This is a genomic window from Streptomyces sp. NPDC086080 (assembly GCF_044540255.1).
Classification (GTDB): domain Bacteria; phylum Actinomycetota; class Actinomycetes; order Streptomycetales; family Streptomycetaceae; genus Streptomyces.
In genome coordinates this window covers 54,535-70,024 of record NZ_JBITRU010000028.1, presented here as the reverse complement: position 1 = coordinate 70,024, position 15,490 = coordinate 54,535, and the positions used below count along the sequence as shown (strand labels likewise).

Here is a 15,490-nt window from a genome sequence, read left to right as displayed (position 1 = left end):
TGCCCTCAGACGTCGTGTGCCGGCCCGGTGGGCTCGGTGTCGTGCTGGGCGAGGCCGGCCTGCAGGAGGAGCAGGCGGGCCAGGTCACGTGCCTCGCCGGGAGTGAGTGCCGCCCATGTGCCCGGTTCGCCGCCCTGGTCCCGGCCGACGTCCAGGGCGATCCGGTTGATGGGCCGGTCCGTGGACGCGAGCCGTAGACGCCGTACGGCGATCCTGCGCCCGCACCTGGTGACCATGTCGCCGCCCTCATGTGCGGTGGGCCGGTTGAATCCTGCCGTCGTCATCGCTCTCACGCTCCTTCGCCGGGGGCCGGTGACGGTCGTCGCCACGGGTGTCGGCCGCGGCCCTCGACCCGGCCGGGTACACGGAACAGCATTCCGCGAGGCCGTCTTGTTCCGCGCCGCCGATGTCGTCTCCGGACGGCCCGGACGAGCGCCGCCCACCGATGCCGCGTGGCGCCCGGCCGCTGACCGGCGTCACCGGTGCGGCCGGACCGACCGGGGCCACGCTCGCCGGGGTCACCACGGCCTGACCGGCGTCACCGGTACGGCTGGACCGACCGGGGCCGCCGTGGTCACCGCGGGGCTGCTCGCCGCACCTCCACCGCGTACGCGGTGGAGTCGCACGGCCCGTCTGGCCGATCGGCCGCGGCTTCATACTCCTCGTCACCTGGGGCCGCCGCGCGTATGCGGTCAAGCGGCCCAGCACGTCGGCGCGGCACCACCGGGCCGGATCGTCCAGGTGGACGAGCCGCACCCGGACGCCGAGGTGCGCACCGCACCATGCGTGCACGGTGTCGGCCGGCTACGAGGCGATGCGGCCCGCGGCCGGCACGGTCACCGCGCGGCCGTGTTCCACGGGCGTCGGCGACGGCGAGGGGGTGTGGTCCGCTGGAGCAGTGGACGACGCGGGGCGCACCTCCGGCACCCGCTCCACGTGGGCAGCCCTGGCCTGTTGTGGCATTGCGTGGCCGCATGACGGGACGGTCGGACAAGATGTGTTCATGGCTGAGTCGCTTGAAGTCGAGTTGGCGGGAACGGTGTTACGGCTGGAGCCGGTCCGTGCCGGGAGCAGCGTGACGATGTGACATGAGCACCCTCCGTGACGGTTGTGGTCCGACCACATGACATGTGTGACATAGTCGTTCCAGGGCCTTTGATCCGGAGGGAAGTGCGTCATGTCCGTCGAGTGGGAGCCCGTCCGGCAGTCCCGCACCCATGAACTCGTGCTGGAGACCATCGAGGCACGGGTGCTGGCCGGCGAGCTCAAGGCCGGTGACCGGCTGCCGCCCGAGCGGGAGCTGGCGCCCGTGCTCGGCGTCAGCAGGTCCGCTCTGCGTGAGGCGCTGCGCGTGCTGGAGACGATCGGCGTGCTGGTCGCCCAGTCCGGCAGGGGACCGGACGCCGGGGCGCGGATCGTGCGGCACCCCGACGACGCCCTCGGCAGACTGCTGCGGCTGCACTTCGCGCTGGGCAGCTACAGCCTGGAGGACATCCTGGAGGCTCGGGTCACGCTGGAACGTTCCAGCTTCCAGGCCGCCGCCGGGCACGCCTCGCCGGAGGAGATCGAGGAGGCGGAGACTCTCCTGTGGCGGATGCGGGAGCCCGGTGTGGAGGTGGCGGAGTTCAACGACCTCGACACCCGGTTCCACGTCCTGATCGCCCGCAGCTCCGGCAACCGGCTGACGTCCACCCTCACGTCGGCGGTGCGCGAGTCCGTGCGGCCCCTGATCCTTCGCGCCCTGGAGGCGGTCGACGACTGGCCGGCCGCGGCCGGTTCCCTGAACAACGAACACGCCGAACTGCTGCGTCTGGTCCGGGCCGGCGAGGGCACGGCAGCGGCCGACCTGGTCGAGAAGCACATCCGAGGATTCCACGGCACCCTGGTCGACGACCAGCAGCCGGGGCCCACCGGGCAGTAGCCGCGGCCCTGCGGCAGCATTCAGGAGAGCGCGACCGTGGCTATGGCCGTGCGCATGTTCTTCAGGGTGCGGCCCGCGGCGAGCAGGCCGGTGCGGGCGGACATCGGGAAACGGTCGCCGTCGCTCGTGAGGCTGTAGATGAGCGTCACCAGCAGGCCGGAGTCGATCAGCAGGGTGCCGGGATTGCCGAGGATCTCCAGTTTGTAGATCGCACTGGCGGACGGGGAGCCGTCGCCGGCGACCAGGTTGCCGTACAGACCGGGCCACTGGAGCTCGATCTTGAACCGGCCGAGCAGCGCGGGGACGTCGAGTCCGCCGGCCTTGAGCTCGGCCAGCGCGAAGACCGCGATCACCAGCACGTACGGCAGGACGGCCAGGCTGACCCGGCGCGGGGTCAGCGGCTCTGCCTCGACCTGGGAGCGCTGGTCGGCGGGGGTCTTCGGCGCCCAGAACCGCAGCATGATCACGGCGGCTGCGAAGCCTGCCAACGCGGAGACCACGTCGGTGAGTTCGTACGCGAAGTGGGACGCGCACCAGAACTGGGCCACGGCGAAGACGAGTCCGGTGACCAGGGCGATGGGCCACAGCTGCCGGAAGCCGCGGGCGCCGTCGACGAGGAAGAGCGGCAGCATCGGGACGAAGAGCGCGATCAGCGGTGTCTGCCGGCCGACGACGGCGGCGATGTCCTCGGGCGCGATGCCGGTGAGGTTGCCGGCCGTGGTGATCGGGATGGCCATGGCGCCGAAGGCGACGGGGGCCGTGTTGGCGACCAGCACGGTCACGGCCGCCTTGAGTGGCGGCAGGCCGATCGCCATGAGCATCGCGGCGGTGATGGCGACGGGTGCGCCGAAGCCGGCCAGTGCCTCCAGGAGGCCGCCGAAGCAGAAGGCGATGAGCATCGCCTGGATGCGCAGGTCGCCGCGGCCGACGGCGCTCTGAAGCGGGCATCAGTAGGACACCGATGACCTCACATGTCAATAAGGTCGGACCGAACTCTGGTGGTCGAATCGGTCGATGCCTAATATGGTCCGACCGAATAAGGGAGGCTCCATGCGCATCGGACTCTTCGCCACCTGTCTGGGGGACACGCTGTTCCCTGACGCGGTGAAGGCGACCGCCGTGCTGCTCACCCGGCTGGGCCACGACGTGGTGTTTCCGCCTGAGCAGACGTGCTGCGGTCAGATGCACGTCAATACCGGCTACCAGCGCGAACCGGTCCCACTGGTGCGCGGCTTCGCCGAACAGTTCGGCGACCCGTCGATCGAGGCCGTGGTCATGCCGTCCGGTTCCTGTGCGGGCTCGGTGCGCCACCAGCACCGGATCGTCGCCGAACGGTACGGGGACGCGGCCCTGGTCGACGCCGTCACCACCGTCAAGGCCAAGACCTACGAGCTGTCGGAGTTCCTCGTCGACGTGCTCGGCGTGACCGACGTCGGCGCCTGGTTCCCGTACCGGGTGACCTACCACCCGACCTGCCACTCGCTGCGCATGCTGCGGGTGGGGGACAAGCCGTTGCGCCTGCTGAACGCGGTCGACGGCATCGACCTGGTGGAGCTGCCGGAGGCCGACGCCTGCTGCGGTTTCGGCGGCACGTTCGCGGTCAAGAACGCGGACACGTCCACCGCCATGCTCCAGGACAAGGTGCGCGATGTGCTGTCCACGGGGGCGGACGTGTGCACGGCCGGCGACTCGTCCTGCCTGATGCACATCGGCGGGGGCCTGTCCCGCATCAAGGCCGGGACCCGCACCCTGCACCTCGCGCAGATCCTCGCCTCCACCCGCACCTCACCCTGCGTCCTTCCGGAGACGGAGGCCACCGCCCGATGAGCAGCACCTTCCTCGGCCTGCCTGCCCTCCCGCCCCGCTCCCCGTACGGGACCGGCAACCTGCGCGGCGAGCGCACGTTCCCCGCGGCCGCCCATGACGAACTGCGCAACGAGCAGCTGCGCGGCAACCTCCGCAAGGCCACCCACACCATCCGCGCCAAGCGGCTCGCCGTCACCGGTGAACTGCCCGACTGGGAGCGGCTGCGCGACGCCGGCTCGGCGATCAAGACGGACACCATGAACCGGCTGCCCGAGCTGCTCGAACAGCTGGAACGCAAGGTCACCGAGCACGGCGGCACCGTCCACTGGGCGCGCGACGGCGCCGAGGCCAACGCGATCGTCACCCGGCTCGTCGAGGAGACCGGAAGCGACGAGGTCATCAAGGTCAAGTCGATGGCCACCCAGGAGATCGGCCTCAACGAACACCTCGCGACCCGGGGCATCACCGCGTACGAGACCGACCTCGCCGAGCTGATCGTGCAGCTCGCGGACGACAAGCCCTCGCACATCCTGGTCCCGGCGATCCACCGCAACCGGCACGAGGTCAGGGACATCTTCCGCGCCGCCATCCCGGGCGTCGACCCCGGTCTCGACTCCGTGCCGGCCCATCTGGCGGCCGCGGCCCGGGTCTATCTCCGGGAGAAGTTCATGACGGTCCCGGTGGCCGTCTCCGGCGCCAACTTCGGCATCGCCGAGACCGGCACGCTGTCGGTCGTCGAGTCCGAGGGCAACGGCCGCATGTGCCTGACCATGCCGGACACCCTGATCACCGTCATGGGCATCGAGAAGGTGCTGCCGCGCTACCGGGACCTGGAAGTCTTCCTGCAACTGCTGCCGCGCTCCTCCACCGGTGAGCGGATGAACCCGTACACGTCGCTGTGGACCGGCGTGACCCCGGGGGACGGCCCGCAGACCTTCCACCTGGTGCTCCTCGACAACGGGCGCACGGCGGCGCTCGCCGACCGGATCGGCCGCGAGGCGCTCAACTGCATCCGCTGCTCCGCCTGCCTCAACGTCTGTCCGGTGTACGAGCGGGCCGGCGGCCACGCCTACGGGTCGACGTATCCCGGACCCATCGGCGCCGTGCTCACCCCACAGCTCGCCGGGATGCACGCCGCGAAGAACGACCCGAACAGCTCGCTGCCGTTCGCCTCCAGTCTGTGCGGCGCCTGCTTCGACGCCTGCCCGGTGAAGATCGACATCCCGTCGCTCCTGGTGGAGCTGCGGCACCAGCACACCGAGCAGGCCGGCACCACCGCGGAGAAGCTGGCGATGAAGGCGGCCGCGACGGTGATGAAGCGGCCCAGGCTGTTCACGGCCGCGCAGAAGACCGCCGGCCCCGGCGGCCGGCTGGTGGCCGGGCGGGACCGGAAGATCTCCCGCCTCCCGGCCCCGTTCGACGGCTGGACCGACAGCCGGGACGTCCCGGCCCCGCCCAGGCGGACCTTCCGCGACTGGCTGGCGTCCGAGGAGGGCGAGGCCACCCTGCGGGCCGCCGCCGAGGAGGGCGAGGCCACCCTGCGGGCCGCCGCCGAGGAGGGCGAGGCCACCCTGCGGGCCGCCGCCGAGGAGGGCGCCCGGACCGCAGACCACCCCCACGAGGAGGAGAACCGGTGACCGCGACCGCACGCGAGGCGGTGCTCGGACGTGTCCGGGACGCCCTCGCCCTCGCCCGCCCGGCGGAGGTGACGATCCCCCGCGCCTACCGCACCGGCCGTACGCTGCACGATGACGAACGGCTGGCGCTCTTCGTGGACCGCCTGGTCGACTACAAGGCCCAGGTGCGCACCTGCACCGCCGACCGCGCCCCGGCCATGATCGCCGAGGCGCTCCACGAGCACGGGGCGCGCCGGGCCGGCGCGCCCGCCGACCTCGACCCGGCCTGGCTCGCCGCCTACGACGGCGAGGTCCAGTGGGACTCCCCGGACATCCCGGCCCGCCGGCTCGGCGAACTGGACGGCGTGGTCACCGCGTCCGCGGCCGGCTGCGCCGAGACCGGCACGATCTTCCTCGACGGAGGCCCCGGACAGGGCCGGCGCGCCCTGTCCCTCGTCCCCGACCTGCACGTCTGCGTCGTCGACCTGTCGTCGGTGGTACCCGGAGTGCCGGAGGCGGTCGCCCGGCTGATCCCGGAACGCCCGACCACGCTGATCAGCGGCCCGTCGGCCACCTCCGACATCGAACTGGAGCGCGTCGAGGGGGTGCACGGTCCGCGCACCCTGGTCGTGGTGATCCGCACGGACTCCTGAGCGGCACCCGTTCCCGCGCCCGCGCCGGGTCCCCGCCCGCGCGGTGGCGGAGGCGGGGAACAGGGCCCGCACGCCGAGCGGGACCGTCGCGTTGCTCCGGTCCGAACGGCCACCGAACGGTCTTGGGCGAGCTGCTCCCCGGCGTACTCGAGCGTCAGGCGTCACCCACCCCCTGGGACATCTTCCCCGGGGGTGGTTCCCGTCGCGGCGGCGGCGCCGGGAGCGGACCGGGTCGCCCGCGGTGCGGCCCTGGGCAGCCGGACGGTCATCCGGACCCCGCCCTCCGGCCCGGAGTCCACGGCGACCGTGCCTCCGTGGGCGGTGACCAGCTCCTTGACGACGGCCAGGCCGATGCCGCTGCCGCCGCCCGCACGCGCACGCGCCCCGCGCCACAGCCGGTCGAAGACGTGCGGCAGCTCCTCGGCGGGGATGCCGGGCCCGGTGTCGGCCACCTCGACGAGCGCCTCGGAGGACGTGGCGGACGTCGTGACGGTGACGGAGTCGCCGGGACGGCAGTGGCGGGCGGTGTTGCTCAGCAGATTGCCGAGCGCCTGGTGCAGCCGGTCCGCGTCCGCGCGGACCAGCAGGGGAGCCGGACCCGGGACGGTGCGCACGGTCAGCCCGGCGGTGTGCAGCTCGGCCTCCCGCTCGGCCACGGCGGCCCCGGCCAGCTCGGTCAGATCCACCTCGGCCAGGTGCAGGGCGAAGCGGGCCGACTCGGCCTCCGCGAGTTCCCCGAGGTCGTCGACGACACGGCCCAGCCGCAGCGCCTGGTCGTGCAGGGAGGCGAGACGCCGGGCCGACGGATCGGCGAGGCCGTCCCGCAGTTCCTCCAGACCTGCCCGCAGCGAGGCCAGAGGCGTGCGCAGCTCATGTGCGACGTCCGCGGCGAGCCGGTGACGCGCCTGCTCGGCGCGGCCGACGTCGTCGGCCATGGCGTCGAAGGCGCGGGCGAGGTCGCCCAGCTCGCCGGGTGCCTCGACCCGGGCCCGCGCCGAGCGGTCACCGGCGGCCAGCGCACGGGCGGAGGCCGCGACACGGACCACGGGAGCGGTCAGGCGCCGGGTGACGTACCAGCTCACGGCCAGAGCCAGGGCCAGCGCACCGGCGGTGGCCGCCGCGATCCACCCCCAGGCGACCGACAGTCCCGCCGACCCGGAGCCGGGGGAGAAGACCAGGCGGACGGAGCCGACGGTGCCACCGTCGACGACCACGGGCGCCTGCGCTCCGGGCCCCGTGCCGGCACCCCGCTCACGACGTTCGCGATCCGGGCCGCCGCCGTTCTCGTTCGGTCTCGCGAATGCACCGGACACCACCTCGCCGTCCGCGTTCCGCACGGTGAGCACCGCGTCGGCACCGGCGGCGACGGAACGCGCCGTCGAGAGGTCGGCGGCCGACCAGCCGTCCGCGGCGCGATAGGCGTCGGCGGCCGCCGCGGCCACCCGAGCAACGGTGCGCTGCCGGTCGGCCCGGTGGGCACTGCTGAGCCCGCGGTCGGTGCCGACGAGCGCCGCGGCCGTCAGCAGCGCCACGGACGCCAGCACGACCACGGCGAACGCGGCGAACAGCCGCCGGCCCAGCGGGCCCAGCCCGCCGGGGCGTGCGGCACGGGGCTCAGGGGTCACGGGACCACCCCAGCCGGTAGCCCACGCCCAGCACCGTCTCGACCAGCTCGGGGCCGACGTCCCCGAGCTTGTGCCGCAGGTTCTTCACATGCGAGTCGATCGTCCGCTCGTACCCGGCGAACTCGTAGCCGCGCACCCGGTTGACCAGCTCGTAGCGCGAGTACGCACGGCCCGGCACCGAGGCGAGCGCGGTCAGCAGACCCCACTCGGTGGGTGTCAGTTCCACCGGCACCCCCGCCAGGGTCACCTCGTGCCGGGTCTCGTCGATCCGCAGCCGTCCCCCGCCGTACGACACGACCGGCGCCGCCCCCGCCGACGCGCCCCGGGCCCGCTCCAGCACCGCACCCACCCGCAGCACCACCTCGGTGGGACTGAACGGCTTGGTCACATAGTCGTCGGCCCCCAGCCGGAGCCCGTGGATCCGGTCCTCGACGCCCGTGCGCGCGGTCAGCACCACCACCGGCACCCGTCCGTGTTCGCGGGCCTCCCGCAGCACCTCCTCCCCGTCCACGTCGGGCAGGCCGAGGTCGAGCAGGGCCAGGTCGACGCCACCCTCGCCGAGCAGCCGTACGGCCTCGGCGCCCGACCCGGTGGTGAGCACCCCGTACCCCGCGCGCTCCAGATAGCGGCGCAACAGCTCGCGGATCTCCTTCTCGTCCTCGACGACGAGCACCGTGGCGGCCATATTCCACTCCTACCCGCCGGAGCGGGTCCCGGCGAGGGCCGAACGGGCCGAACCCGCCCGTCGGGTCCATCTCCATCCCGTCTCCACACGCGGCCCACGGCGACTGCAGGGCCCGGCGCGAGGGTGACGGTGCGGGAACAGAGAAGGTTCCCGCGGTCCCGAGGAGGTTCATCATGAGGCGCAACATCAAGATCGCGACGGCGGTCACCGCGAGTGCTCTCGCCATCGGTGGCGTGCTGGCCGCCGGCCCGGTGGCCGCGGACCCGGGCGGTGCCGCCGGGACGGTGGCCGCACAGACCACGTCCCGCAGCGCGCCGCCGAGCGCAGAGGACCTGCAGCGCCAGGGAGACCGAGGGCACCAGCAGGGCCAGGGGCATCAAGGGGGACAAGGAGAACAAGGGCAGCACCGCGGCGGCGACGCGGGCCCCCGGCAGGGCGGCGGCGGGGACTGCGACGGGGGCGTCCTGGCCGAACAGGGCACCCTGACGGCCGAGCAGAAGGACACCCTGGCGGGCATGGCCGAGGAGGAGAAGCTCGCACACGACCTCTACACGGCGTTCGGCGAGCGCTACGACGTCCGGATCTTCGAGCGGATCGCGGAGTCCGAGACCCAGCACCTGACCGCTGTCCGCACTCTGCTGGACCGCTACGACGTCACCGACCCGACCGCCGGGAAGCCGGCCGGCGAGTTCGCCGATCCCGACGTCCAGGCCTCCTACGACCGGCTTCTGGCGCAGGGCGAGGAGAGTCTGTCCGAAGCCCTGAAGGTGGGGCGCACGTTCGAGGCCGATGACATCGACGCACTGACCGAGGCCCTGTCCGGACTCACCGCCCCGGACGCGCGCCAGGTCTACGGCAACCTGCTCGCCGGCTCGGAACGGCACCAGGAGGCGTTCGACCGCTGGATCACCGGCGAGTAGACCAGGCCCGTACCGGCCGGCGCAGGCCCGGGACCGTCGGAGCGTCGGCCGGCCCGGCTCGGGCGGCCGGGGGCCGCCGCCGGGGATCCTCTCCAGGCCCCGCGCCGGCCACCCGCCCACCTCCGGGCGGCGCCGGCTGCCGACGGCGCACCCGGCCCGGCATCCGTCGAGTGCTCCTGCGGGCCGGGCAGGTCCGTCCCGTCGGCGCTACCCTGCCGGACATCACCGGAGACCAGGCGGCGCTCCCTCCCACCGCACGCCGTGACCAGCCGGAACGTCGTACGCAGCACGATCGAACTGCCGTGCGCGGATCCCACCTGGACAATGGAAGAGGTGCTCGGCCGCCGGTGACCGGCGGACGAGCCGGTTCCGCAGCCGTGCGGCACGCCGGGGCCGCCTCCTCGCATGCGGCGGCGGCCGGGCGAGCGAGGAGGTCACCATGGCCGGCATCACCCAGCGCATCACCACCCTGTTCCGGGTCAAGGCGGACAAGGCACTGGACAGGGCCGAGGATCCCCGCGAGATCCTGGACTACTCCTACGGGCAGCAGCAGCAACTGCTCCAGCGGGTCCGGCGCGGGGTCGCCGATGTGGCGACCAGCCGCAAGCGGGTCGAACTGCAGCTCAGCCGGCTCCAGCAGTCCACCGACAAGCTGCGGGACCAGGCGGAGCGGGCGCTGGCCGCGGGGCGCGAGGACCTGGCCCGCGAGGCGCTCACCCGCCGTACGGCCGTGGCCGCGCAGATCACCGATCTGCAGGCCCAGCACGCCTCGCTGAAGGACCAGGAGGACAAGCTCACGCTGGGCGCGCAGCGTCTGGAAGGGAAGGTGGACGCCTTCCGGACCCGCAAGGAGACCATCAAGGCCGGGTACACGGCGGCCGAGGCGCAGACCCGCATCACCGAGGCCGTGACCGGCATCGGCGAGGAGATGGGCGATGTGGGCCTGGCCATGCAGCGCGCCCAGGACCGGACCGAGCAGTTGCAGGCACGCGCCGGCGCGCTGGACGAACTCATCGACTCCGGTGCGCTGGACGACGCCACCCTGCCGCCCGGCCGGGACGACATCCAGGCCGAGCTGGAGCGGGTCACCGCGGACCAGGACGTGGAGCTCGAACTGGCCAGGATGAAGGAGGGGCTTCCCGCGGGGGCCGCTCCGCCGGCGGTGGACGCCGCGCAGGCCCGCCCGGAACAGGAGGAGAAGTCATGATCATGCGCATCCTGGGCGAAGGCCAGTACGACGTCGCGGACGAGCACGTTCCCCGGCTCAACCAGCTCGACTCCACCCTGCAGGCAGCCGCCGACGCGGGCGACGAGACGGCGTTCGCCGCCGCGCTGTCGGCCCTGCTGGATGCCGTACGCAGCCTGGGCACACCGTTGCCGGCCGAGCGGATCACCCCGTCGGACCTGGTGCTGCCCGACGAGACGACCGGCCTCCCGCAGGTGCGGGAGCTGCTGTCCGACGAGGGCCTGATCCCGGGCTGACGGGGGGACGACGATGCGTAGCCGTTTCGCACCCGACCGGGGGCTGACCACCCGCATGGCGGTCACGATGTTCCTGCTCGGCCTGCTGTACGTGGCGTTCGTCGCCGCGCTGATCGCCCTGCTGAAGTCCGTCGTCCTGGTGATCGTCATCGCCGCCGCCCTGCTGGCCGCCCAGTACTGGTACTCCGACCGGATCGCGCTGTACGCCATGCGCGGCCGCATCGTCACGCCCGAGGAACAGCCCCTGTTGCACGGGGTGGTCGACCGGCTGTGCGCCACCGCGGACATGCCCAAGCCCCGGGTCGCCGTCTCGGACATGGACCTGCCCAACGCGTTCGCCACCGGCCGCAACGCCGACCACGCCGTGGTCTGTGTGACCACCGGGCTCATGCGCCGTCTGGAGACGGAGGAGCTCGAAGGCGTCATCGCGCACGAGCTCTCCCATGTCGCCCACCGCGACGTGGCGGTGATCACCATCGCCTCGTTCCTGGGGGTGATCGCCGGGCTGGTCGTCCGCTTCGCCTTCTACTCCCAGTTGCTCGGCGGACGCAGCCGGGACCAGAACGCCGCTGTTGTGTTCATGGCGGTCATCGGCGTCTCCGCCCTCGTGTACGCGATCAGCTTCCTGCTGATCCGGGCCCTGTCCCGCTACCGGGAGCTGGCCGCCGACCGGGCCGCGGCCATGCTGACCGCCAAGCCCTCCGTCCTGGCCTCGGCACTGACCAAGGTCACCGGCGACATCGCCCGCATCCCCACGAAGGACCTGCGGACCGCCCAGGCGTTCAACGCGTTCTTCTTCTCCCCCGCCCTCGGGCCCGGTACGACGATGGCGAAGCTGTTCTCCACCCATCCCACCCTGGAACGCCGGCTGGAGGCGCTCGCGGATCTCTCCGCGGAGCTCGGCGACACGGGCGGGGCGTGAGGAAGGAGGTGGGACCGTGGGCTTCTGGGACACCCTGCTGGGCCGCAGCACACCGGCCCGGCCCGACCTGGACCAGCTCTTCGCCCTGCCCTCGGCGGCGATCACCCTCCAGGCCGGCCTCGGCCTCACCCCGACCGGTGCGGGCTCGGTCTGCTTCGCCGCGATCGAAGGCGGCGCCTTCGCGCAGGTCCAGCAGGAGGTGCGGGCCCTTCTGGAAGCCGACACGGAACGCGGTGACGCTCCCGTGGAGTTCAGCCGCGACAGCTACGGCTACGCCTGGCTGCTCTCCCGCCGCCCCCCGGACGATCTGCCCGCTCTCGTGAGCGACCTGCACGCGGTCAACACCGCCCTGCAGGACGGGGGCTTCGGCCCGCATCTCCTCTGCTCGCTGGTCACCTTCCAGGCCGGCCGGCAGTCCCTCGCACTCGTCTACCTCTACAAGCGCGGCAGCTTCTACCCGTTCGCCCCGCTGCCCGGCAACAAGCGCGACAATCCGCTGGAATTCCAGGTCAGGGCCGCACTCAGGGACGACCTCCGGGTCGAGCAGGACCTGGGCCGCTGGTTCCCGCTCTGGGGCGCCCCGGGCCTGTGACCCGGCACGACCGCCGGGCCGGCGGCCGGCCGTCCGGCATCCGGCACGGACGACGCGACGACGTGGCCGGCCCGCGGGTCGTGCCGCTCGCCGGACCGCTCGGCCCCCTGGCCGCGACTCCGAGGCGCTGACACCGGTCGGCGCCACACGCGGAGCCGCTCTCCGTGACCTCCGGGCCCGGCTGATCTTCCAGCCGGGCCCGGAAGGTGATCCCCCCGCCAAGGCCCCTGGTCGGGAGGTTCTGGTGGCCGGGGCGGCTCCGGTCCGGTCTCCGGTGCCGGAGCCGCCCCTTCTGTCACGGGTGGGTCAGTTGGCGTCCACCAGGTGGTGCGGCGGGACCGTCACCGTGCGGGCGCCCTTCTCGCCGCCCAGGACGACCTTCCGCAGCGCGCTGTTGTTGCTGTGGTCGGTCTCCTTGAGCCGGTTCTCCGGGTTGGCGAGGACCTGGATGTAGTACGTGCCGTTCGGCAGGTCCGTGATGTCGAAGGACTGGCCGGGCAGGTCCTGGGTGTAGGTGTCACCCGAGCCGACGTCGAGCACCTCGCGGACGGAGATGGAGTTCTCCTCGCCGCACGAGGTGGACAGGTCCGTGCTGTCCGGGTGCCAGTCCGCGTTCTTCACCGTGTAGTCGACGGCGTCGGTGTTGGCCAGGCAGAAGGCCTCCTTGCCGCTGCGCACCGTCTCCTTCTGGTCGGCCGTCAGCAGCCGGTAACTGGCGAAGTCCAGGAAGTGCCAGTGCTCGTGGCCGGGACGCGGGTCCCACTCCATGTTTCCGGTCGGGGTGTATCCGACCTGTGTGCCGTCGGCGTCGTAGAAGTACTGGTAGGCGTCCATCTGCTCCTTGCCCGGGGAGCGGAAGCCGTCCACGACGAGCCTGGCCGGGCCCGCGTTCCACACGTTGGCGCTGAAGGCGAGGTAGTCCTTGCCGGGTACCTCCTCGTAGCCGTCGCTGACGGTGATGCCGAACGCGGGAAGCGAGCGCAGGTCGGGCTTCGGTACGTCGGGCACGGTCGCCTTGCCGGTGGGCCGCTTGGCGTTGGGCGCGGCGCCCGGCGCCTGCCGCGAACCGTCGGTCTGCCCGGTGCCGTCACCGACCTCGGCGGTGGTGAAGGCCTGCCGCCCCAGCGCCTTCCTCTTCAGCGCCCACGGCAGGGCGGGCGGAGCCGACGGGTAGGGTCCGTGGCCGGCGTTGTACGAGGGGCCGGCGCCGCTCGTCGTGGGGGCGGGGGCGTCGGTGCCCGCCGCGGCCCCGTGCTCCGCGTGCGCGTTGTGCTCGGCGTGCGCGTTGTGCTCCGCGTGGGCCCCGTGACCGGAGGTGGCGGTCTTGGCCGCGCTGCGCGAGGCGACGCCCGAGTCGTCCTCCCAACTGCGTTCGCGGACGACCACCTTGACCGTCCGGGGCTCGTCGGCGATGCCGAAGATCTCGCGGTACTTCTCGGTCACGTTGATCTTCGCGGTGTAGGTGCCGGCGTCCAGCTGGACCGGTTCGCTGTAGAACCCGGCGTAGGTGTTGGAGGCCCAGCCGTTCTCGACGCCCCACACCGAGCCGAGGGTGAAGGGGTTCGTCGGGCAGCTCTCCGGATACTTGGAGTTGGCGGGGGCGTCCGGCCGGACCCGCCCGGAGGCGTTGTTCGGGCAGAACGCCTCGGTCTTGTCCAGTACCGTCTCGCCCGCCGCGTCGGTGACGGTGATGTGGGTGAAGTCCGGCAGTCCGGTGAAGTCCTTCACCAGCCCGGCGGGTAGCGTCCTGGTCCGGGTCTTCTCCCCGTCCCGGAGGATCTGCTCGGCGACGACCGGGTGGCGGTAGGACTTGCGGGTCACCTTGAGTTCCAGGGCGCCGTCCTCGGAGGTGAGGTACGTCCCGAGGTCCAGATAGACGCCGGGATCTTCCTTCCACGAGTCGAGCGTGACCGACGTGGAGGCGGCGATCAGGCTGAGCTTCGGCTTCGGCTCCTCGGACCTCGCGTCGGGCGCGGCGGCGACGATGCCCGCGGTCACGGCGAGGGCCGCGGCGGCGGCGACGGAAGGGCGGATCAGACGGTGGGGAAGGCCCTGCTGGAGTCTGGTCATCAGTCCTCGTGCTTTCGGCTTTCGAGTGCGTGAGAGAACGTGGACGATCAGCACGACCCCGACCGGTCTGTGGGGGCGCTGTGTCCGGCGTATGAGAGACCAGCGACGCACTCCGGGTTGTCTGTGCCCACCCGGACGGGCCTCAGTTTGTCCGAAAAGTGCCCACCGGCTTCCGGACTTGGCTCACGTCCCCACCACTCGGCCGAGACCCCGAAACGGTGTCGCCGCCGCTCGGGACCGTTGTCGCCGTGGCTCTGACGCTGCCAACTGCCGTTGACCGAAAAGGGAGTGGGGAACCCCGCGCCCGCTTCGGCTCGGCAGCCAATGCGGGGAGGAAGTGACACCGGGCGTCGACGGCCGGTCGCGGTCCGCGCCGGAGCGGGCGGGGCCGCCCGGTGCGGGCGGGGCCGCCCGGTGCGGGCTTCAGGTCGTGCAGGGCGTCTCGGGCGTCGGTGAACCGGGCACGTGGGGAGCGCTCACCGTCGCCCGGGCGCGTGACCTACGGGTGACCCGGTGCGGCGAGTGTGACGGGGCCCCGGCCGGCGACGCCGGGCCCGCCCCGCGTGCGGCCGCGCCGGTGGTGTCAGGTCCGTACGGCGTGGACGAGCGCGTCCAGTGCGGTGTGGCTGTCGCCGTCGGGGCCGGTCACCGGACGGGTGACCGTCTCGGCCCGCAGGATGTCGGCGTGCGGCCGCCAGAGGGCGGCGACCTGCTCGGCGGTGTAGAGCACGCCGGGGTCCTGCGGGCCGCCGTGGCCGTGGTCGAGGTTGGCGGCGTCGTGGCCGACGAGCAGCAGGGTTCCGCCCGTCCGTACGGAGGTGGCGGCGCGGGTGAGCACCTCGGCCATCCGCGGCCACGGCAGCTGGAGATAGGCGATCAGCGCCAGGTCGTACGTCGCGGCCGGGGGCGCCCAGTCCATGAGGTCGGCGCGGACGGTGTGCAGCCGCGCTTCCACCCCGCGTTCGGCGGCCAGCCGCGCGGCCTTCTCCAGGGCCACGGCGGAGAAGTCGACGGCGTCCACCTCCCAGCCCCGTTCCGCGAGCCAGACCGCGTTGCGTCCTTCCCCGGCGGCGATGTCCACCGCCCTCCCCGACGGCTCGGGCCCGGCCAGCTCCTGCGCGACGAACCGGTTGGGTTCGGCCTTCCAGACCAGTTCGCTGCCGCGGTACCGCTCGTCCCAGTCCGCTGAGTCCATCGT

At 72.7% G+C, this 15,490-nt stretch carries 14 protein-coding genes and 1 pseudogene; 9 read left to right on the top strand and 6 right to left on the bottom strand.

Annotation, left to right across the window (positions count from 1 at the left end):
- Positions 1-5: 5 nt before the first annotated feature.
- Positions 6-284: a hypothetical protein gene (locus ACIF9R_RS28035; protein WP_399985162.1), complete on the bottom strand. Its 279-nt coding sequence runs from the start codon at positions 282-284 to the stop codon at positions 6-8.
- Between the two features lie 893 nt (positions 285-1,177).
- On the opposite strand from ACIF9R_RS28035, the gene ACIF9R_RS28030 reads away from it, so the two are divergent.
- Positions 1,178-1,921, top strand: a complete 744-nt coding sequence (locus ACIF9R_RS28030) for a FadR/GntR family transcriptional regulator (protein WP_399985161.1) — start codon at positions 1,178-1,180, stop codon at positions 1,919-1,921.
- Between the two features lie 29 nt (positions 1,922-1,950).
- Here ACIF9R_RS28030 and ACIF9R_RS28025 read toward each other — a convergent pair.
- Positions 1,951-2,856, bottom strand: a pseudogene (locus tag ACIF9R_RS28025) (L-lactate permease); the annotation flags it as partial.
- Between the two features lie 115 nt (positions 2,857-2,971).
- Between ACIF9R_RS28025 and ACIF9R_RS28020 the strand changes: the two are divergent.
- From ACIF9R_RS28020 to ACIF9R_RS28010, 3 genes are read left to right on the top strand one after another with little or no spacing between them, the layout of a single operon-like run.
- The gene (locus ACIF9R_RS28020; RefSeq protein WP_399985160.1) at positions 2,972-3,748 is read left to right on the top strand and encodes a (Fe-S)-binding protein; all 777 of its coding nucleotides are present in this window, start codon (positions 2,972-2,974) and stop codon (positions 3,746-3,748) included.
- The gene (locus ACIF9R_RS28015) at positions 3,745-5,364 is read left to right on the top strand and encodes a lactate utilization protein B (protein ID WP_399985159.1); all 1,620 of its coding nucleotides are present in this window, start codon (positions 3,745-3,747) and stop codon (positions 5,362-5,364) included. The genes ACIF9R_RS28020 and ACIF9R_RS28015 overlap by 4 nt, the downstream gene beginning before the upstream one ends.
- A complete protein-coding gene (locus ACIF9R_RS28010) occupies positions 5,361-5,996 on the top strand; it encodes a lactate utilization protein C (RefSeq protein ID WP_399985158.1) in 636 nt (211 codons plus the stop codon). The genes ACIF9R_RS28015 and ACIF9R_RS28010 overlap by 4 nt, the downstream gene beginning before the upstream one ends.
- Positions 5,997-6,157: 161 nt before the next feature.
- Here ACIF9R_RS28010 and ACIF9R_RS28005 read toward each other — a convergent pair whose 3' ends face one another.
- Positions 6,158-7,621, bottom strand: coding sequence for an ATP-binding protein (locus ACIF9R_RS28005; RefSeq protein WP_399985157.1), 1,464 nt, complete (start codon positions 7,619-7,621; stop codon positions 6,158-6,160).
- Positions 7,611-8,306: a response regulator transcription factor gene (locus tag ACIF9R_RS28000; protein WP_399985156.1), complete on the bottom strand. Its 696-nt coding sequence runs from the start codon at positions 8,304-8,306 to the stop codon at positions 7,611-7,613. Before ACIF9R_RS28000 ends, ACIF9R_RS28005 begins: the two co-directional genes overlap by 11 nt.
- A 173-nt stretch (positions 8,307-8,479) precedes the next feature.
- On the opposite strand from ACIF9R_RS28000, the gene ACIF9R_RS27995 reads away from it, so the two are divergent.
- From ACIF9R_RS27995 to ACIF9R_RS27975, 5 genes are all read left to right on the top strand, one after another.
- On the top strand, positions 8,480-9,226 hold the full coding sequence (locus ACIF9R_RS27995; RefSeq protein WP_399985155.1) for a DUF2202 domain-containing protein: 747 nt from the start codon (positions 8,480-8,482) through the stop codon (positions 9,224-9,226).
- 439 nt (positions 9,227-9,665) lie between these two features.
- A complete protein-coding gene (locus tag ACIF9R_RS27990) occupies positions 9,666-10,433 on the top strand; it encodes a PspA/IM30 family protein (RefSeq protein WP_399985154.1) in 768 nt (255 codons plus the stop codon).
- On the top strand, positions 10,430-10,708 hold the full coding sequence (locus ACIF9R_RS27985) for a hypothetical protein (RefSeq protein WP_399985153.1): 279 nt from the start codon (positions 10,430-10,432) through the stop codon (positions 10,706-10,708). Before ACIF9R_RS27990 ends, ACIF9R_RS27985 begins: the two co-directional genes overlap by 4 nt.
- A gap of 13 nt (positions 10,709-10,721) precedes the next feature.
- Positions 10,722-11,630: a zinc metalloprotease HtpX gene (htpX, locus tag ACIF9R_RS27980; protein WP_399985152.1), complete on the top strand. Its 909-nt coding sequence runs from the start codon at positions 10,722-10,724 to the stop codon at positions 11,628-11,630.
- A 16-nt stretch (positions 11,631-11,646) separates the two neighbouring features.
- A complete protein-coding gene (locus ACIF9R_RS27975; protein ID WP_399985151.1) occupies positions 11,647-12,222 on the top strand; it encodes a hypothetical protein in 576 nt (191 codons plus the stop codon).
- 306 nt (positions 12,223-12,528) lie between these two features.
- Here the strand turns inward: ACIF9R_RS27975 and ACIF9R_RS27970 are convergent, their stop codons facing one another.
- Positions 12,529-14,292 carry a lysyl oxidase family protein gene (locus ACIF9R_RS27970; protein WP_399985150.1) on the bottom strand — a complete coding sequence of 588 codons (1,764 nt, stop codon included), beginning with the start codon at positions 14,290-14,292 and terminating at the stop codon, positions 12,529-12,531.
- A 583-nt stretch (positions 14,293-14,875) separates the two neighbouring features.
- The gene (locus ACIF9R_RS27965; RefSeq protein ID WP_399985149.1) at positions 14,876-15,487 is read right to left on the bottom strand and encodes a class I SAM-dependent methyltransferase; all 612 of its coding nucleotides are present in this window, start codon (positions 15,485-15,487) and stop codon (positions 14,876-14,878) included.
- Positions 15,488-15,490 lie beyond the last annotated feature (3 nt).